This window comes from Bartonella gliris (assembly GCF_045277155.1).
GTDB classification, from domain to species: Bacteria; Pseudomonadota; Alphaproteobacteria; order Rhizobiales; family Rhizobiaceae; genus Bartonella; species Bartonella gliris.
In genome coordinates this window covers 904,975-923,548 of the sequence record NZ_CP123962.1, presented here as the reverse complement: position 1 = coordinate 923,548, position 18,574 = coordinate 904,975, and the positions used below count along the sequence as shown (strand labels likewise).

General features: G+C 39.7%; 19 protein-coding genes and 3 pseudogenes. 4 read left to right on the top strand and 18 right to left on the bottom strand.

The genetic code is table 11. The annotated features are described in order from the left end of the window. Positions 1 to 54: 54 nt before the first annotated feature. The 5 genes and pseudogenes from QHG54_RS04185 to traG all read right to left on the bottom strand — a co-directional run bounded on the left by QHG54_RS04185 (position 55) and on the right by traG (position 4,494). The gene (locus QHG54_RS04185) at positions 55 to 324 is read right to left on the bottom strand and encodes a hypothetical protein (protein WP_406604501.1); all 270 of its coding nucleotides are present in this window, start codon (positions 322 to 324) and stop codon (positions 55 to 57) included. Further along, a pseudogene (locus tag QHG54_RS04180) lies at positions 321 to 736 on the bottom strand (phage antirepressor KilAC domain-containing protein); the annotation flags it as partial. The gene QHG54_RS04185 and the pseudogene QHG54_RS04180, both read right to left, overlap by 4 nt. Before the next feature lie 889 nt (positions 737 to 1,625). Next, positions 1,626 to 1,918, bottom strand: a pseudogene (locus QHG54_RS04175) (hypothetical protein); the annotation flags it as partial. A 3-nt stretch (positions 1,919 to 1,921) separates the two neighbouring features. Beyond that, a pseudogene (locus QHG54_RS04170) lies at positions 1,922 to 2,211 on the bottom strand (type II toxin-antitoxin system RelE/ParE family toxin). 366 nt (positions 2,212 to 2,577) lie between these two features. Then, the gene (gene traG, locus QHG54_RS04165; RefSeq protein WP_406604500.1) at positions 2,578 to 4,494 is read right to left on the bottom strand and encodes a Ti-type conjugative transfer system protein TraG; all 1,917 of its coding nucleotides are present in this window, start codon (positions 4,492 to 4,494) and stop codon (positions 2,578 to 2,580) included. Between the two features lie 566 nt (positions 4,495 to 5,060). On the opposite strand from traG, the gene QHG54_RS04160 reads away from it, so the two are divergent. The 4 genes from QHG54_RS04160 (at position 5,061) to QHG54_RS04145 (ending at position 8,357) form a co-directional block, all read left to right on the top strand. After that, positions 5,061 to 5,195, top strand: coding sequence for a hypothetical protein (locus QHG54_RS04160; RefSeq protein WP_406604499.1), 135 nt, complete (start codon positions 5,061 to 5,063; stop codon positions 5,193 to 5,195). Positions 5,196 to 6,291: 1,096 nt separating this feature from the next. After that, positions 6,292 to 6,480, top strand: a complete 189-nt coding sequence (locus QHG54_RS04155; RefSeq protein WP_317992832.1) for an antitoxin VbhA family protein — start codon at positions 6,292 to 6,294, stop codon at positions 6,478 to 6,480. Beyond that, entirely contained in the window at positions 6,467 to 7,990 is a 1,524-nt protein-coding gene (vbhT, locus tag QHG54_RS04150) for a type II toxin-antitoxin system protein adenylyltransferase VbhT (protein ID WP_406604498.1), read from the top strand. The genes QHG54_RS04155 and vbhT overlap by 14 nt, the downstream gene beginning before the upstream one ends. A gap of 94 nt (positions 7,991 to 8,084) precedes the next feature. After that, complete coding sequence (locus tag QHG54_RS04145) at positions 8,085 to 8,357, top strand: type II toxin-antitoxin system RelB/DinJ family antitoxin (protein WP_317992834.1); 273 nt, start codon at positions 8,085 to 8,087, stop codon at positions 8,355 to 8,357. 282 nt (positions 8,358 to 8,639) lie between these two features. Here the strand turns inward: QHG54_RS04145 and virB11 are convergent, their stop codons facing one another. The 13 genes from virB11 to QHG54_RS04080 form a co-directional block, all read right to left on the bottom strand. Further along, the gene (virB11, locus tag QHG54_RS04140; RefSeq protein WP_406604497.1) at positions 8,640 to 9,692 is read right to left on the bottom strand and encodes a P-type DNA transfer ATPase VirB11; all 1,053 of its coding nucleotides are present in this window, start codon (positions 9,690 to 9,692) and stop codon (positions 8,640 to 8,642) included. 3 nt (positions 9,693 to 9,695) lie between these two features. Continuing rightward, positions 9,696 to 10,931: a type IV secretion system protein VirB10 gene (gene virB10 / locus QHG54_RS04135; RefSeq protein ID WP_317992836.1), complete on the bottom strand. Its 1,236-nt coding sequence runs from the start codon at positions 10,929 to 10,931 to the stop codon at positions 9,696 to 9,698. 29 nt (positions 10,932 to 10,960) lie between these two features. Then, positions 10,961 to 11,812: a P-type conjugative transfer protein VirB9 gene (gene virB9, locus QHG54_RS04130; protein ID WP_317992837.1), complete on the bottom strand. Its 852-nt coding sequence runs from the start codon at positions 11,810 to 11,812 to the stop codon at positions 10,961 to 10,963. A gap of 3 nt (positions 11,813 to 11,815) precedes the next feature. Beyond that, positions 11,816 to 12,487, bottom strand: coding sequence for a virB8 family protein (locus QHG54_RS04125; RefSeq protein WP_317992838.1), 672 nt, complete (start codon positions 12,485 to 12,487; stop codon positions 11,816 to 11,818). 5 nt (positions 12,488 to 12,492) lie between these two features. Beyond that, a complete protein-coding gene (locus tag QHG54_RS04120; protein ID WP_317992839.1) occupies positions 12,493 to 12,780 on the bottom strand; it encodes a type IV secretion protein VblB7 in 288 nt (95 codons plus the stop codon). 1 nt (position 12,781) lies between these two features. Continuing rightward, a complete protein-coding gene (locus tag QHG54_RS04115) occupies positions 12,782 to 13,759 on the bottom strand; it encodes a type IV secretion system protein (RefSeq protein ID WP_317992840.1) in 978 nt (325 codons plus the stop codon). Positions 13,760 to 13,807: 48 nt separating this feature from the next. After that, a complete protein-coding gene (locus tag QHG54_RS04110) occupies positions 13,808 to 14,170 on the bottom strand; it encodes an EexN family lipoprotein (protein WP_317992841.1) in 363 nt (120 codons plus the stop codon). 123 nt (positions 14,171 to 14,293) lie between these two features. Continuing rightward, positions 14,294 to 14,434 (bottom strand): hypothetical protein, encoded by a 141-nt coding sequence (locus QHG54_RS04105; RefSeq protein ID WP_317992842.1) that lies wholly within the window; start codon positions 14,432 to 14,434, stop codon positions 14,294 to 14,296. Positions 14,435 to 14,470: 36 nt separating this feature from the next. Further along, a complete protein-coding gene (locus tag QHG54_RS04100; protein WP_317992843.1) occupies positions 14,471 to 14,833 on the bottom strand; it encodes an EexN family lipoprotein in 363 nt (120 codons plus the stop codon). A gap of 3 nt (positions 14,834 to 14,836) precedes the next feature. Then, a complete protein-coding gene (locus QHG54_RS04095) occupies positions 14,837 to 15,103 on the bottom strand; it encodes an EexN family lipoprotein (RefSeq protein WP_317992844.1) in 267 nt (88 codons plus the stop codon). A gap of 27 nt (positions 15,104 to 15,130) precedes the next feature. Next, positions 15,131 to 15,892 (bottom strand): type IV secretion system protein, encoded by a 762-nt coding sequence (locus tag QHG54_RS04090; RefSeq protein WP_406604496.1) that lies wholly within the window; start codon positions 15,890 to 15,892, stop codon positions 15,131 to 15,133. Continuing rightward, positions 15,889 to 18,249, bottom strand: a complete 2,361-nt coding sequence (locus QHG54_RS04085; RefSeq protein ID WP_406604495.1) for a VirB4 family type IV secretion/conjugal transfer ATPase — start codon at positions 18,247 to 18,249, stop codon at positions 15,889 to 15,891. Before QHG54_RS04085 ends, QHG54_RS04090 begins: the two co-directional genes overlap by 4 nt. Next, positions 18,246 to 18,572, bottom strand: a complete 327-nt coding sequence (locus QHG54_RS04080; protein ID WP_317992847.1) for a type IV secretion system protein VirB3 — start codon at positions 18,570 to 18,572, stop codon at positions 18,246 to 18,248. Before QHG54_RS04080 ends, QHG54_RS04085 begins: the two co-directional genes overlap by 4 nt. Positions 18,573 to 18,574: the final 2 nt, after the last annotated feature.

The following is an 18,574-nucleotide window of genomic DNA, read 5'->3' as shown; positions in this document are numbered from 1 at the left end:
ATCTTGTTCTTCTCCCCATTTTTGCAGGCGGGAAGGGGAGTCTTATTTTTCAAGTTAAGCAGCTTTCACAACAGGGTTCTCCACATTTGGTTCATAAGCTCGCAATACAGAATCCATACGATGTGACAGTTCTGAAGCTCCAAAATCTGTAAGAATTGCCAAAATATTGGGTACTTCATTTTGAAGTTTTAAAATTAAAACTTCTACTACCAATTGCATAACCTCCACTATAGCATTACAGTCATTTTCTCCAATGTTTTGATGATTGGAAAGTTGAGACAACACTATCCATAAATCACACAAAAAGTTGATACTATTATTCATTGCCTATCTTCATGAATTTGTTCTCTCAAACATGCCAATCCTATAGATGTGGTTTAGTTGAAGGGAGAACCTTATATCTGTACCATCCGGTCTTTGAATAGTGATAGCAGGGCAATCTATGAATCCTTTCTTGATTTTATCCTGATAGGGCAACAACGGACCACCCGGAGCACGGCGATACACCCCAATAGTTTTTACGTAAGTAGTTTGTTAAATCCTTTAATCGTGCCTCTAACATCTTTGCTGCTTTAATAAGACCAAACAGACCATCAGAGCGTTTTAAACCTTCAAACGCTTGTGCCTTAGGAGTTAACTCTGCAATAACATGATATTTCTGCTCTATTTGGCTTTGTAAGTGATTCAAGACGCCAAGCAATGCTTTGGGCTTGGAGTAGTCAACTTGCGGTGTTGCTATTTTCCTTTGAAGGTCCAAAACGAACAGTGCTTTTATTGTCGCCAACAACACATATTGGCTTAGTGATAACAGCTTTCATTATTGCTCCTTTTGCGTCAAAATTAATAACATAATCGGTCAATGAATGATTTTTGTTATTTGAAAAATAGATTAGCTGGAACTACCAGGAAAATCTGGCTTTCGAGCCACATTGAAGGCTCATATTTTACTGAATTTTGAGGGAATTTTTTTAAATTTTAGATACAAGACAATTACTGTGTAGCATCAATAAAATACCATTTTCTATATCATCTCAACAAAAAATCAGGATCTTGTGTATTTTTTATCTTTTTACCTAAATCTTGATAAATTGATCAGGCAATGATTATGAAGCAACTTACAAGGAGAAAAAAATGTCAGGCATAGAAATATTAGATGTAATATACAGCATATCAATGATAGTTATATCTATCGTAATTATAGTGTTTATTTTGCCTTCCATATTCTGATCTTCATTAATGCTTTGTGAGCATACACAATTACACACTGTTGCAAAAAACTCTAAAGTGAGAAGCTTGTTTACATCGGATTACTTAAATATTAAGCGCGTGACGCGCTGTTGTTGCCAAAAAAGCAGATCTTGTTAAGTCTCTTTCTTGTGCACAATCATCAATTGTATGCAAAGTCCTCGTTCAATAGATATATTCATACGTGCCACTTCTGCATCATTTTCAATAAAGGAAACTTGTATTAAAAAAGTTCATTTCGATGCAGCTGTTTTGACAGATTTCCGTTGTATGACTTCTTCAAATTTTAAGGGTACAGGCAACGTATCCATATCTTCACAATAAACTTGAAGTGCTCCTGTTGCATTTGCGATTAAATTTTTTTCTGCTCGTTCAATTCACCGTTTTTGTGCCTCTTCATTTGATGAAGGAGTGAAATCTTCATAAACAGCAGCAGATAAGGCTTTTGCACACAAGTAATTATTTCTCACTTCAAGATATTTTTGTGCAGCATCATATTGATCTTGATTAATCTCGCCTTGCAAATAAAGCCGCCTGATATAACTACCAGAAAGCGGATTTTTTGCGTCTTGTAGCATCAAACAAAAGCGTTTAGCATCATTTCTACAGCCAATTGATCAACAAGCTCATGCGGTGTTTTTGCTCTTGAGATGCGTCCATTTGGTTCTCTTATACATCACTTAATCCATGGACGTTCGCGTTTTGCACATTTTTTCTTTTTGTCATAACCAACAAAACGGAATATTACACGCCAATTTCCATTTACAGTAATTGACCAATAACCTTTAAGATCACCTTTTAGAGGATGTAATCGAAATGACGGATAATTCAAATCATTGGTGATATAGCTACATCAAGAGCACCTAGAATGCGCCTTAACTTTTGAGTATGAGCAGACTGAATTCCTTTTGTGGTACCAGCATTGTAAAAGGCTTCAAGCCCTTTATGTTTAAATCCCAAAATCATGATTTACTGTAATGTGTATCGTTACAGAACGCAAGAAGAAATTGTTCATTGTCGTTAAAAAAATCAAATGTTTTTTTCATACTATAAGGTGTTGTTTAGGTCTCCCTATAAGCTCTCCCCTTTAATCATGATTTCGGAGCCGCGTGAGAAGGACAAAACAATCCGTTATGGTTATTGTGGGTCAAGGACGCCGTTAGGCGCCCTGTAAGGGGCTCCTTGAGCTTAAGAAGCTAAGATTGTTAGTCCTCTCAACAAACGCGGGTCTGATGTCATGATTTTGGTGAGCGTTCCGGAGAGTTTAAGAGGCGGGTAGCCTCTCATTCTATTGAGTTATGGGCGAACGAAGTGCGTTCCATTTAGGAGACATTATTCTTTAGGGGCAAATCTATTTTTGTTAGCAAGAGCTATTAAATCCTTTCGTCTGAAATAGATGGAGCGTCCACAACGAATAGGGGGGTGCCCTTGTACGAGGATGATCTGTTCGTCTTTTCGCATTTCTTGTGTAATTTCGTGTGGATAGATTAAAGGTCTTTGCTGGAAACTTAGGCTCTCTGTACCTTTTGTACCTGCTGTTCCTAGAGTTTTGCTTGATCCTTGTACTTCGATAGTCATTTTACCACATGCTTTAGATATATTTTCTGCTGTTTTAATATCTTTTATGGCAGCATAGCTAATAAAAGCACAACTTTCGAACCATGCTATAGCACCAGAAGGACCAAAATGGTGTTCAATTTGTCCAACAGATTGGTAAAAGAGCATGAGAGATATTCCATATTTACGTCCCCGATCACGCGCTTCCTCTAAGATGTTCATATATCCTACAAGATCAATCTCATCTAAAACGAAGAGTACTCGTTTTGCATAGTCACCATTAGCAGATTCCATAGCTTTGAGAAAAGAGCCAACAAGGATACGTCCAACACCTGGGTAAGATTTTAGAATTTTTGAGGGGATATTTAAAAAGATGTCTATGTTACCTTTTGTGATGTCTGTCGTTTTAAAATCATTCCCACTGATGAGGTTGGCATAGTTAGAGAGTGAAAGCCATTGTGTATCTTTTGATGCTGTAGCATAGACACCAGAGAATGTTTGCTCTGCCATGTTTGTAAACACACCAAGAGTTTCACGAATGAAAAGCGATGGTGATGAAGAATGTATAGAGCGCAATTTTCCAATCACCGACTGTTCTGGCTCTGATACAAGAGTGCGAAGAGTTTTTAAGTTTTTTTCCTCTAATGGGTATTCATCAGAAAAAACAATGTGCGCAAGGAGTCCTGTTAATAAATTATGGGCGTGTGATGTAAAAAATTGATCCGTTGAAGTTGATTTATGGTTTTCTGAAAGAAGAAGTCTAGAAATTTCAACTAAACCAGCTTCCCTTTCGTAAGTAGGGAGATTGTCATTTAACAGCCAATCCAAAGGATTAAAAGCTTTCGTTGATTTTCCATGTGGGTCGAGAACATATACGGTATTTTTGTTTATACGTTCTCGTGTTTCTTTAACGATTGGTGCGATTTCTGTTGAGGGGTCGAAAACGATGAGTGGACCAGTATATTTAAGGCAAGTAGGAATAACATTGCTTGTTGTTTTATAACCACCAGAACCAGCAAAAAACAGCATATGCGTTGAATCAAAATCAAGGTTGTAGGTTAACAATGGCTGGCGACCACCTTTCCCCCAGGTTGTTTTGTCCTGAGGATTAAAAGCGATATCTTGAATAATATCTGCGTCAACACGATAACGTTCTCCTATGACTATTCCTCCATTGCTTGGAAAGAGTTCTTCAAGTTGTTGCATATCCATCCATCTGGCACCGCCGAAGATCGTTGTTTTTGCGCTTTTCAGAGGTGATGCTTTTGCTGAATAATGGTTGTTAGCGATACGAAGGATAAAAAATCCAATGAGAGAACCACTTAAAACCATCCTATCGAAAAGGGAGAGAACATCTGACCATGTCATGTTATTCTGCCCTACATAAGCACTTAATCTCAGATATTCCTTGGTACTGTAATAAGCTACAAACAAACTAAAGATGAGTGTGGATGAAAGAGTGATATTTTTTCTTAGATGTCTTTTTTTTAATAAGATGAAAAAAGAACAGGAAAGTGCAACAAGGATGAGAATATCAAGTGGCTTTGATCTTACCAACCAATCAGCATCAGGGATGGTGCCATTTTTTGTAATTTTATTAATGGTTATATTGACCAGAACAGTGACAATGATGGAAAAAATGAATGGTAAAGTTAAAAATATAATCTGTTTTTTGTCTAATTTATTTGTCATTTTTCCCCGCGTTTCAGTAAAAGCTTGTTTTCTATTTTGGGGAGTTGTTATCAAGTTTTGATGCATAAAGCAAACATCCTAAGATAATATAACAGAATAAATGTCTTATCGATTTTTCTAAGATCCACCTTTACGGATAAACCTTCCCTAAACTCATTTTTTCATATGCATCTTTGTATCTTAATGATTGTATAGAGTTCTCAAGAGTATTGCCTGTTTTATACTGTTCTTGCTTCAATGAAGAGGAAAGGGAAAAAATCTCTCGTTACTCTTCGTGATAGGCAAGAAATGCAATAAAAAAGAAGAGCGGATTGTTTATGAAAATGTATAGGTCACAAAGATATATGAAAGGATTTACGCAACGCATGGGGGAAATTGCGACAAGATATTTTGCGTTTGCTGGTCATGATGTAAAAATAGATATGTATTCTTACAAAGAGCCTGGTTTATTGATAGAGAGCGAACCATTCTTTTGGAGCAGTCTGTTTATGCAAGGAGTTAAAAAGGACTTGCTCGCAATGCGGTGCACGCCAATGAAAAAATAAAACAGAGCTCTCTTAAAAAGAATGCAAGAAAACTCTCATCAAGTCTTGAAGGGAATTGCATTTGAGAAATCGGCAGTTAGGCGTGGTGATCTTGCTAAGATCATTAACCGATATGTTGATCATGCCAATGGCTTTAATGATATATGGTGCACTTAGAGAAAAGTGATTATCTTGTGAAAATGAAAGAGCATCGCCTTTTCATCAGGTGATTTCCTTAAATATAAGGACATTGAAAAAACTGAATAGGGTATGGAACGGTGTATTGTTTCTTTATCGCAAAGGTTCGGGCATGGTGTTCCTTCTAAAAAAGTTTTAGCCGCGATAAAATCTGTTGAGAATAAAGATCGTAGTCATTCATTTAAATTTTCAGAAGAACTAATATGAGCCGTTTAACATTATGATAAAAAGCTTATGAATGTATGCAAACAGCTGTTCAATTTCTGCAATACGAGAGAAGTACAAGAGCTAAACAATACGATAGCGCGATGATAGCGCGCGCAAAGTCAAAAGATGGCACGCGGTTTAAGGGTGCTCTCTCTTTTTTCTTGATAAAATACCGGTATCGCGTATGTTCAAAATCTATGCAAATGGTCATTAAAACAACGGCTTATTTTACTTCTGCGAAAGAGAAAGGTCTATCGTTTGGATGAATTATTTGGTATCGTCTCTATTTCTTGCTGCTTATCCAAATGCCGGTGGTTTTATGTAAGGTGCGGGCGTGCTCGGAAAGTTCGGTTTTTAACACAACATAAAGGTAAAAGGGGGGATATTAGAATGATTGCTTTTTGGGGTGGTCAAGATATTCTGGTTTTCCTTTTAGATGTTTACAGTAAGTCTGTCTTCTCAAGAAAATTTGGCAAAGGTAGAAAGAAATGAACTTAAATGGATTTTAACCGCACTTTTACATGAATATCGAAAGGAGAAATGATGGATAAGGCAAATAAAGCAGGGTTGCGTGTATACACGGTGCAGGTGAGGCTCTTGTTTATGCTAAAGATGAAGTTGAGAGCGCAAAGTTTGGTATCCATATTTCCGCAAATGTTGATGTAAAAAAATGAGAAAAAATATTGCTTTGACATAGACATAATTTGCGGCAAAGTTTGGCTTTGCTGGCGGTCGTATTCGTGCGTGGGAACAAGGTCGATATTCTCGATACGTCTTCTTGGATATTGCTTTTTGTCATTGAAGATAAACCAGAAGGGGTAAATCGTGCTCTTAAATAAGCGTTATTGGCATAAAGGAGGGTTTTGATATGTTGAGTGAAGAGGAAATTAAACGCCGTCGACACTATGCTGAAAATGCATTGGCAAGTCAACGTTTAGAGGGATTGGAACCAGATCCACAAGTCGTTGCGCAAATGGAGCGTGTTATTATCGGAGAGCTTGAAATAAGTGATGTAATCAAAGATTATATGGAGCGGGTAAAACGTGGAGAAGTATGAGCGGAGAGGTGATCCTTATACTGATCCTGAAACTGGTGTGATGTATAATCGGCTTGGTATTAAAGACCGCGACACATTGGAGCGTGTCGAATCGACTTTTGCTTATGTAAGATCTTTCGAAATAATGCAAGCTTCTATGGGTGGGAAGTTTGATTTCAATCATATGAAAGAGATCCATAGAAAACTGTTTGGTGACGTCTATGAATGGGCAGGAGAAATCCGTTCTCTCGATATTGCCAAAGGCAATAGTCTGTTTGCTAGTTATAATCAAATTGAAAGTTATGCACCGAAGATTACACAACAGCTTGCAAGAGAGCAGTATCTGCGTGGTCTTGACGCTGATGAATTTAGCTTAAGGGCTGGATATTACATGGGCGAGTTGAATGCGTTGCATCCGTTTCGAGAGGGGAATGGGCGTACTCTACGTGAATTTATCGGGCAACTTGCTCGTGAAGCTGGTTATCATATCATCTGGAAGGGTATTAAACGACAAGAAATGGTAAAAGCATCAATTGCCGCACATTTTGGTAATTCTGAATACCTGTCTGTACTCATTCGTGAGAATCTCATCGAATTTACGGAAAAGAGAAGGGATGATGTTTTTCAAGATTCTAGTGAACGAGCTTTCTCTTATATTTATCTCAATAATGAATGGTTACAAAAAAAAAGAGAAAAGATCGAAGCTCTTTGGAAGAGAGCAAAGACTGCTGTTAGCAAACTGGAAAAAGAAGATCTCAAGATTGAGCAATGGCAGAGAGATTATGATATCGTTTTAAAAACAACAGAACAAACTCTTTACCTTGCGGCTTATACGGATTTTTATCTAAAGCAGAAGGCGCTAAGTGCTGTGAGAAAGGAAAAATCTTATATTGATACTTTGAGGAAATTAAATGATCGTTTGAAATCTGTCTATAAGGACCCTCAATCTGTGGCGCTGAGGATTGAACAAGCAATTTTAACGGGGCAGTGCGATGAATTGTTTGATATTTTAGAGAGGTCACCTGATAGCCTTGGTGAACTGTGTGGTTCTGATCGTTTTATAGATCGGTTCAACATAGCAGGGAGAGAACGTAAAGAAGCACTTTATAATGTTCCTCTTGTCATTTCTACCGTTAGAGAACTCCAATCTTTTTATGAAAACGCCTATGAACAAAAGATAGATAAATTTACCCGTGAGTATGAGAAATTGAAAGTTGAGATACCGTCTCTTTCAGAAGAGGCTGTTACTTATATGAAAAATAGAGAAGCTGGTCTTGATATTCATTCCAATATGCCTGAAAGCATTCATAAAGAACTTTGGGAGATTCAAAGAGCTTTAGAGAGGAGATTTGGACAGGATGCAATCTATAAACGGGATTTTGACGTGTCAAGAGCGATACCACTCGACCAGCTTCATGATATAAAGCGTATAGACGAGCTTCAAACAGCGGTTAAATTTTTGCAACAGAGGCATGAACAAGAGCTCAACAATACGATAGCGCAAACAAAGTCAACGGAAGTCACGCGGTAAAGAAACTTAAAGCATTAAAACTTTTTTCTGTAGTCCCCAATGGGGTTATATATAAAGAGGCAACCAAAGGTGTTTAACCCAGAAAAGGTTTATCATGTCTGTAGCCGTAGATGCAAAAGATGTCGTTCGAGCACGCGGAGATAAAAATTTGAAAAAAGAAGCCCATGAAATATTCGCTACTCTAGGGCTTGCGGTGTCTGATTTCATCGGAATTGCTTTAACTAAAGGGATTTATGAAAGAGGATTGCCGTTTGATATGTATGTTCCTAATACGAAAACGCTTGAAACTTTTGAGAAGAGTGAAAGAGGCGAAGATGTATACGTTGCTAAAGATATGGAGGATTTGTTTCGCAATTTAGATATTTAATGTTTTAGGTAATTCACTCAAAGGAATTGACGGGGGCTTAAAATAGTTGCGAAGCGTGGAAAAGATTTAGCAAAAGTTAAAAAGGAATGCTGTGATTGCAAAAAAGAGAGCTCTTCCTTTGCGTTATAGAGATCACGCACTGAGAGCAGATTGGCGTGGTTTTTGGAAATATACAGATCGCACCAGATTGGCTTTTAGTTTATAAAATTAGTGGTAATCAATTATGATTTGAGTGTATGGGAATGCATGTGGATTTGTTTCATGTGATTGAGATCATTTTTTTTAAAAAGCATCTCGGCGTTTGAAGGGATCGTAATAGATTTCTGTGACGCGGAATTTTCCTTCAAGGCGTTTGCATTGAATGATGACATCAATCATTGAGATGAGTAAGCCGCGAATATCTTCACGTTCTAAGTTACCACCACCGTCACTTTCTTTTACAAGAAGGGTCATTTGTTCAAAGGCAGAAAGGGCTGTTGAGGCATGAACTGTGGTGATGGAGCCTGGGTGACCAGAATTAACATTGCGGATATAGTAAAAAGCTGTGCCATCACGAAGTTCTTGCAAGAGAATTCTATCGGGGCGCATGCGTAATCCGGATTCAAGCAGTTCTTTTGCTCCAGCTTTTGCTAGCCCTTGGTTGTCTTTTGAGTAAAAGAGTTGCACTTTGTTTGTATGAGGAACAACAAGTTCTGGAGTATCCTCGATGGTGAGAATCCGTTCATATTCCGGGATTTTTGCAATCAAAGCTTTAGAGAGTGTTGTTTTTCCCGAACCGGTTTTGCCCGATATCAAGATATTTTGCTGTGTGATAACCGCTTTTTCTAAAAAGGTGCAAAAATCTTTGGCAATAAAGAGATCTGTGAGCTCTTTTTCCGTGGGAGAGAGTTCGGCTATGCGGTTAGCCATTTGTTGCGTGGGTGTGAAACTGGTGTTTGCTGTGACGGAAAAAAGATTGTTTTCGTGTAAACTTTCAAGAGAAAAAGTGCGTGATGAAGGTTTACGAATTGTCATGCTAATCGTGTTGGGGGCAACGGCGGGAGGCATGACAATTTGTATGCGTTCATTATTGGGCAGTGTTGCTGAGAGGACTGGATTTTCTACACTGATTTTCTGTGTGGTATAAGCGGCAACAACTTTTGCTATTCCTTCTAATTCACCATATGTTAATTCTTTAAGGATGTGGGTTTTCCAACCGTTGGCACTCTCAACGATGACTTCACCAGGACGGTTGATAACAATTTCAAATAAATTTTCATCATTGAGATATGTCTCTAATATTTTTAACTTGGTTAAAACAATAGAGGCGCGTTCGGAATTTTTTGCTGTTGCCATGATTTATTTTTGCCGCATTTGAGAGTGAAGGAAGAAATTTCCTGGAATAGAGCGTGTGAGGATTCTGTTTTTTCTTTCCTTAACGGTTAGTTTATAAACGGATGAGAAATCTAAATCTCTGGCTACGAAAATGTTGACGAGTTCGCCTTGAAGTTTTTCTAGGGTAGGGGGGATGTTTATTTGGTTTTCAAGGGCGATACTTGCTGCGTCTTTTCCAAGGTTGTTTGCTCCACCAAAGTTTCCACCGCCACCTCCAAAACCTCCGCCTCCAGCGTTGTTGGCACCCCCTGTGTTGGAATTGCCTACCATTTTATTGGTGAGGGTTGTGGTGGCGCCGTCAATGACGGTGAGTAAAAGGGAAGAGCCAAAGCGTTCCCACCAATGTGTGTTGATGTTGCCATCAAAACCGGCTCTGCCTAAACTGTCAGTTGCTGGTGAGGCAAGCGGGATGATGACACCGCTTGGTGTTTTTGCTCTTGTCCAGAGGACAAAGAGGCGGGATTGTCCTTGTTTTATACCTCCTTTGTATTCACCAACCACTTGTGTTCCTTTATCAAGTAGAACAACGCGACCATTGTCAGAGAGGATATCACGATTGATAATACAGCTTGCAAATCCGGGTTGATCGCTGTTCAATGCTGTTTCTAAAATACAGGGGATCGATGTTCCCATGGCGATGATAAAGTTTCTATTGCCGATGAAACTTGCTTTTGTCTCTTCTGTTGTTGTCGGTTTTAACAGAGCGGTAAAATTTTGTGTGTTCTTGAGGCTTTCAAGTGCACCAAATTTGTCGAGAGGGTTAAACCTATCAAGCGCGTTATTAACTGCATTGGTCAAATTGTTTTTTACGATATCCTTTAATTGAGATCGCGAGTCTCGCCCAAAAGCTAAAACTGGAGCGCGTCTTGCCGCATCAAGGAGGGGATCCTCTTTTTTCGGTTCTTGTGCAAGTGGGGGTTGCGGTAAAACAATGTTGCCTACTTTTGCACGTGGGCTAGACGGCGCTAGTTCTAGAGGGGTGAGTGAATTATGAAAGTTTTGTGTTTGTTTTTTATGGGGTTTTGCTGTGTCTTTTGGTGTTGTTGGGGTTGAAGAAATGTTCCAGAGGACATAGGCACAAAATCCTAAAAAGACTATAACGACAGCTATTTTTGTTCCTATTGTTTTTGAGATGTTGTTTCTTGCATCGCCAATTGCACCACGATCTTCATTAATTGGTGTCTCGCTCTTATCACTCATCTTCTGTGTCCCCTTCATTCCCGCTTAATTTAAAGATCTGATGCGATTTTGCGTTCAACAGATGGTGAAGTTGTTCCGGTTCCTGGATTTATGCCTTGTCGTTGATAGGCTTCATTGAAAACGCATAAAACATTTCTTCCCTGCCTTAACGTGAAGCGCGCACTAATGGCGTGGACAATGACCATATTGCCCTTTGTCGTTTTAGGAACCAGCGATTCTGTGCCGTCATTGCCAACAATGTAAATGGCGGGAATTTCTTGATTGTCAGGAAAGGTAAAGGTTGTTGTTTTCCCATTGTCATAAACGGAGGAGGGTTCAAGAGTGATAGAGCCTTGAGCAGAATAAGCCCAATTGCGTGGTCCATATTGTTCGTAAACATCAAAAACACCATCAATCCGCTGTGCTTGTTTTCTTGCTTGTCTTAAAAGTGCTTCAAGCCTTCTTTGTTCTGCTTCGTCTTGTGGATAGCGGAATTTCACAAGGAAATAGGTTTCATTGCCTGTTGCAATTTCGCCATCTTTAACCATCAATTCAAATTGATAAGAGCGCTTGGAGCCATCACGGCGTGTGGTGACAACTTGGAGATTGGTAATAGGTTGAACTTCTCGTGCTTTGAGAAAAAGAATATTGCCTGCTGGAGCAACTTCCCAGGCAACGCTGTTGCCAATGGCGACATGGGCAATTTCTTCATTGGCAGAAAATTCTATTTGGACGGATGAGCGTATCGAGCCAATAATTTTCGTGACATTATACGCATCATAATTGACAAAGCGAATGCGGCTATCGCTAGGAGCACGGGTAGGAAAAACACTTGCATAGCTTCCATGTGTAGAAGAAAAGGCAAGAGTGCTGAGAAAAAGAAAAAGGAATTTTTTTTTCATGGATCAGTTGACCACTTCTGGATCTGTTCTATATTCACTAACAATAAACCCTAGAGGATTTACCAAACGGTTTTGTACAGAGATGGGGGCGTTGATATATTCAAAGGTGAGTGTTGCAACCCAGTGGGTGATGAATTCTCTGTTGTTATCGTTTTCACGAACGGTTCTGTAGTAGCGCACCTGGGCAACATCTTGATTGATAAAGGAGATTGATTTTATCGTGACCGTAACGCTGGCGTTTTTATAAAGAATTTGTGGGCTTTGCGGATTTCGAGCACCATACCAACCAGCAAATCTTGCTTGCTCTTCAGGAGAGGAGAGAAGAGAGACGGTTTGGAAGTTATGCTGGACCTCTTCTGCTTCAAAGCCTTCACGGGCGCGGACATATTGTGCGGTGAAATAGCGCGTAATCGCTTCGTCAACGTTTTGAGGACCTTCTTTTAAAGCTTCGACAACTTCGACAATGCCTGTTGAATTGTCAACGCGGATGACATAGGGCTCGACAGTTTTGAGGGGGGTGAGTGTTATAACCGCTAAGGAGGAAAGCAGAGCGACTGTAACAGCTATACCAGCAATGGCGAGTGACACGCGGGTGATGCGGCGTGAGGCGAGCATGCGGTCTTGATCAAACAAGCGCGCTTCAGCGATGTATTGTTCTATGTCTTTTTCTTTCATGCTTTTTACCCGCAATTTTTGTAAGATGCTTCGATTTCTTCAGTGGTTAGTTTTTGTGCCAGAAGCGCTTTCAAGCCGCCTTCTTGAGTGGATGATTTTACGTCTGTGTTGTTACTGATGACGACAGGAGTGGGCGTGGGTTTTTTCCCTTCCCAATTCCACATTGATTTGTTTAATGGCCGCTTAGAATAGCCATCGCATTTTGGTAATGCCTTCAGGGTGTGTGGTGAAGACATACAACCGCTTAGAAAGAGAAACGGCAAAATAATCCTAATTTTTTTTAATTCCCGCATTTTAAACCTTATGACCTCCGCTCCGCATTTTTGTGATGAGTTTTTGTATCCCCTTACGAGCAGCCCGACCACCTACATTAGCAAAGTGAGCGGCTTTTTTAGCAGCGAGGACAGTTCCTTTTCCAGCAATTTTTCCAGCGTGCTGTGTTCCAGCGATTGCTCCTGTGAGAGAAGCTCCACCAGAAGCTAAAGCGGAGGCAATGCCAGGTAATTGGGTGAAAAGATAACAACCACAAAAGCCAATAACCATGAATTTAAGTAAGGAAAACATCATATCTTTGACACTTTCTGAGAAAATGTCCGTTGCAAGATCGACATACAGACCACCAAGCAGCACGACTAAGACCTGCAAAATAATGAAGTTTACAGTTTGATTCAGCCATGCTTCTGTAAAACGCCTCGTTGTTGAAAACATATAAAGGCTTATAAAAAGAGGTCCTACCGATATAACAAGAAATAAACCCATTTTAGCAAATATTGAGACGATAAAACCAGTTGCAGAAACTACAATGGCAACTACTAAGCAGAAAAGACCAGCAATCCAGTTAACAACATAGGTAGCCACTGCATACCATGAAGCAGCTTTTGCAGCATCAAAAACATGTGCTGCACCTTTTTCTAGCATATTGTCCCATACATTTTTATCCGAATGTGCTCCTTGTGTGACATTTGAAATAGCATTCGGCAGATCATTGAAAAATATGTCCCTGACCCAAGCATTATAGTTAGCAGCATTTGTGGTGAGTGCCACAATGATGCCGAGTTTGAAAACTGTTGCTATAAATTCCCATAAAGGCATGGAAGAACGCCCATAGATAACATTGTAACCAATAAATATAATGTAGATTGTACAAGATACCTTAAGCGGAGCACTTAACGACGATGAAAGATGGTCAATAGTTTTATCCATTGTTGTTACAATGGTTCCCATTAAATACTTATCTATATCTGTAAATACAGTTATATTTTCAAATGCCATTGCATATCCGTTCTATCTTAATGTCTGCAAAATATAATCATTTCTGATTTAGTTGTTGTCCTGTTGTTTTTCGGCTTCTTTTTTAGCTTGTTCTTTTGCTTTTTTTTCGGCTTTCCATTTGTCGTATTCAGCTTGTTTTTTAGCTATAAGTTTCTCTATCGTGTTATGAAAATTATCCATCGCTTCACGCCTTCTTTCTGGGGCTTTTTCCTGATATTCCCTATCAAGTTCAGCTGCTGCTAATCTTAGGTTTTCACAATTTTTTGAAGTCCCTGCGAATCCACATTTAGCACCCCATTCGTCCATTAATTTTCTATCTTTTTTAAATTCTGCTACGCTGTAGGTTTTTTCGCACCCAGCAGTGATAAGCCCCATGCAAAGCAGCAGTGTGGTGATGATGATTTTGTTCATGATTTTTCCCCTTCTTTCAGTTTTTGAGGTTTGAGCATAATTTTAAAATTCTGCTACGCTATAGGTTTTTTGTAGCAAATGATGATATATCTAGGGCAATGACATAATGTTGCCATAAATATTTTATAGAATAAACAAAACTGCTTTAAGTTGAGCAGCTAAAGCGCAATAGCGATGTGTAATGGCGCTATCGATTGTCGTTTTAAGGGGCTCCATTAACATATTGTCTATCCAAGTAAATACACCTCTGGTTTCTATTGCCATTTAGATGCTCCACTATTCATTGTGTATTTTTATAATTTAATCGTTATTCTGTTTCTGTTCGGCTTCTTTTTTAGCTTGTTCTTTTGCTTTTTTTTCGGCTTCCCATTTTTCGTATTCAGCTTTTTGTTCAGCTTCAATTTTTTTAAATGCTTTATCTAGTTCTTCTTGAGCTTGACGAGCTCTCTCTTTAGCTTTTGCTTGATATTCTTTTTCAATTTCTAAAGCGGCTAATCTTAGGTTTTCACAATTTTTTGAAGTCCCTGCGAATCCACATTTAGCACCCCATTCGTCCATTAATTTTCTATCTTTTTTAAATTCTGCTACGCTGTAGGTTTTTTCACAACCAGCAGTGATAAGCCCCGTGCAAAGCAGTAGTGTGGTGATGATGATTTTTTTCATGGTTTAATGACTATCCTGTTGGTTCTCAGATTCTTGTTTATCGTCATTTGTAGAGCCAAAGCCCCCCCATTTTTTACGGGTTTCAAGTTCAGCTTGTTCTGCGTTTTTACAATTTGTTGAGTCTAAATTTCCTGACGTCAAACATTTCACTAATACTTCTTCCATCAGTTTTTTATCTTTTTTTAATTCTTCTACGCTGTAGGTTTTTTCACACCCAGCAGTGATAAGTCCCGTGCAAAGTAGTAGTGTGGTAATGATGGTTTTATTCATGATTTTGTCCCTCTTTTGTTTTCTCGTTTAATGACTACGGAGTTTTTTTGCATAATCTGCATATCGCGCTGCAAATTCTTCGTAACCACGTTCCTCTTTGGCTTTGTCTTCTGCTTGCTGGATCAGCGCGTTGGCTTGCATTTGCAAAACTTGGGTTTGGAGTTTTGCTTGTATTGCTGCTAATTGCGCTTGAATTTCTTGAACTTCACCGGCAGTTTGGGCATTTCCAAGTTTGTCAGTGAGCTGCTTAATGGTTTTTTGTGTTTCACTCGCTTCTTCGTAAACGGCTTGTCCTGTTGCTGCTTGTCCTACCGTGCGCTGTTGTGCTTTTTTGACTTCTTCGGCATAAAAAGCATCAACGGCGGCTTTTGAGCCCGCACCTCCTGATGGCTCTTTGTATAAAAGTTTTTCTTTCCATTTTTCAGTGTTTTTGCCACCGCCGCCGCCGCCGGTGCCCCCTATCGATTGTTCAAAATGATTAAAATCAGAGGGTAGGGCGCCATTACTCTCTTGCTTGTTAAACATTTCTTTCAATCCCGAGATATCAGGCTTGACATTTAAAGAGTTATATAATTGTTTCGCTTGATCGAGTTGGCTTTTTAATTGGTCAAGCTGTTGTTTGCCTTGTTGAATTTGTTCTTGCAATTTGTTAAGCTGTTGTGTGCCTTGCTGGACTTGTTTCATTATTTGTCCAACAGCCGCGGGATCATATACCATGATGGCGAAGGTATTTGTTGTTAAGCCAAAAGAAATTGTGCAAAGGGCTGTTGCTAATAAAAGTTTTTTCATTGTTTTGACCTTTCTTGAAAAAGGGGAAGCCATTTCTCTGGAGATTTACCAACTTCATCCATAATGGTTTCTAAGAGTTCAATATTCTTGGTGGTGCCGCTTAAGATCGCTATTTCATCATCAAAGCCCCGTAAATTCAGTTCTGCGACAACAGAACTTTGACCTTGCTTGATCAGAAAACGCCGTGACTCGCGGCTTAATTCTGTTTGTATCAGGTTAAATTCTCTGTCTGAGAGTTTAAAACCTTCCACATAATCGGCATGATTGCCCTTTTGGTTGGGAAAATAAATCTGTGTTGGGCACTGTTCTATAATGGTGTGCGCAATTGTCGAATTGATCGCATCTTTGGGCGATTGCGTCGCAAACAACATTAAGCCATTTTGTTTACGAATCGTCTTCAACCTATCTTGTGCAAAGGCTTTAAAGGAATCATCTTCTAAGGCTTTCCAAAATTCATCAATGACAATGATAATACGACGTCCATCAATGAGAGAAAGAATTCTATGAAAAAGATACATCATTAACGGGGGACGAATTTCGTCATTGTCCAAGAAATCCGTCATATCATAGCCAATGAATTTGGCATCAATGCCAATGTCATCATCAGGATTGTCAAAAACCCACCCCAATGCATTGCCACGACACCATCTCTCTAATCGCCCAGATATGCCTTCTCGATGGGTGGTGTCAAAAAACATTTGCAAAGCAGAAATTGTGCGTTGCTCCTTGGGTAATAATGCAAGTTGGTCAACCGCTGCTGAAATATCTTGTCTTTCTGATTCACTAATCGTTTGACCTTCAGCAGAAACAAGTTTGGTAATCCATTGCCGTAAAAAGACTCTCTCTGCTGGATTGTTATAATCTAAGCCTTTTAGCGGCGCTATCCCCGTTGGTTTACCATTTTTCAACGGCATATAGGTGCCGCCGCCCGCTCTGACAAAAAGTTCCGCTCCACGGTCTTTGTCAAAAAAGATCATATGAGGGTCATGCTTTTGAAGTTGCGCTAAGAGAAAATTGACAATAACCGTTTTCCCAGAACCAGACGGACCACAAACAAACGTGTTCCCTAAATCACCAAAGTGAAAATTAAAATAAAAGGGCGAACCAGCAGAGGTCTTCATCAGCGCTACGGCTGGTCCCCACGCGTTGCCATCTATTTTGCCAACTGGAAAAGAATGAAAAGGAGAAAGCGCTGCATAGTTGCGGCTTGTTATCGCACCAGAACGTGTGCGATAGGCATAATTTCCAGGCAATTGTGCCCACCAAGAAGCTGCCAGCCCAAGATCTTCCCGTGCAATAACCGCACCACCATCTGTCAGGCGAGAACGGGCTTTGGCAAGATTATCTGCAAGCTCTTGCGGCGTTTCAGCAAAAACCGCTAATGATAAATGGTGTTCGCCTAAAACAAAACGATTCGATTCAAGATCATCTAGCGCATCATCTAATTCTATAATTTGCGAGTCAGCACGGTCTCCAGCATTGACCATTTGGTTTTGTTTGCGCCCCATAATCTGCTTGGCAATGTTTTTGCTCTTGAAAACAAAAGATTGCGTGAAAATAAATTCAAAGGGAAGGGTGAGCAAACTATCTGTCATGCCCGCTTTGGTCTTTGCTGGATATTCTTTCCAACCAAGCATTCCGGCAAACCGACGACCCGCTTCGGTGCGTATTTCTATGATTTCTTTGCCGAAAATAAGACGGTCTGAATAAACAGAGGAGGCTATCGTTCCCCATGTAAGAGGAACACGTTCACGACGACCTCCGACCAATTGGTGAATAAACTCACTTTGCTGCGAAAAAATATTGCCGTCATGTTCATAAAGACTAAGTCTCTTCGCACCATAGCGCTCTAAATTTTGTACAATATCTGTGGTAATGTCTTCAAGTTTTCGAATGGACTCAGCGTCAACTTCCGTCTTTGCTTCTTTCGCTTTGCCCAAACGCTTAAAAAAATCAGCCAATTTATCCGCTTTATCCACGTGGGGATTCCACAAAATGGAAAGATAAAGATCATTCCGATACAGCTCTTGTGAAATCATCCTCTCACGGTATTTGTCATCTAACTGCTTGGCAAAGGCAGATCTAAAACTGCCATCCGGATAGACCGTCTCACGCTTCCTGATGATATGGCTGTAAATGGCTACGCGTTCATCAGCAATGTTTTTAAACAGATTGTTGAGCTGTTCGTGAAGCACGTTTAAATCAATAATATCAGCCGTTTCAAAGTTGATGCCTTCAAGTTTAACAACAGTCATGAGCGCACGCGATTCCAGTGCAATCACATGCTTGTTTACATGACGTACATAAGGAATGATCGATTCTGGCTGCTTTTCACGCTTGCGCTCTATTGTTTTCATTTCAATTCCTCATAATTACGAACTAAGCGCAATGGAGAAAGACTTGCCCCACCCCAGAGTTGAGCGTTTCTGGCAAAAAGACGTGTTTTTTGCCAAGTAAGAAGAATACGAAATTTATTATGGTCATGTTTGAGAATTTCCTTGAAGATGAAGTGTGTAGTAACGCCAAAGGTGATAAGAAAAAAATTGCTTGTCATAATAAACAAGATCATCGTTCCCATAGCATTTAACCCCATAGCTTCCACTGTCACGCCCGCAATCATTGCGGGGCGTGTACAGGCAAGAAATAGCGTATCTTCCGTTAGCTTATCGTGCTCTTGCATGA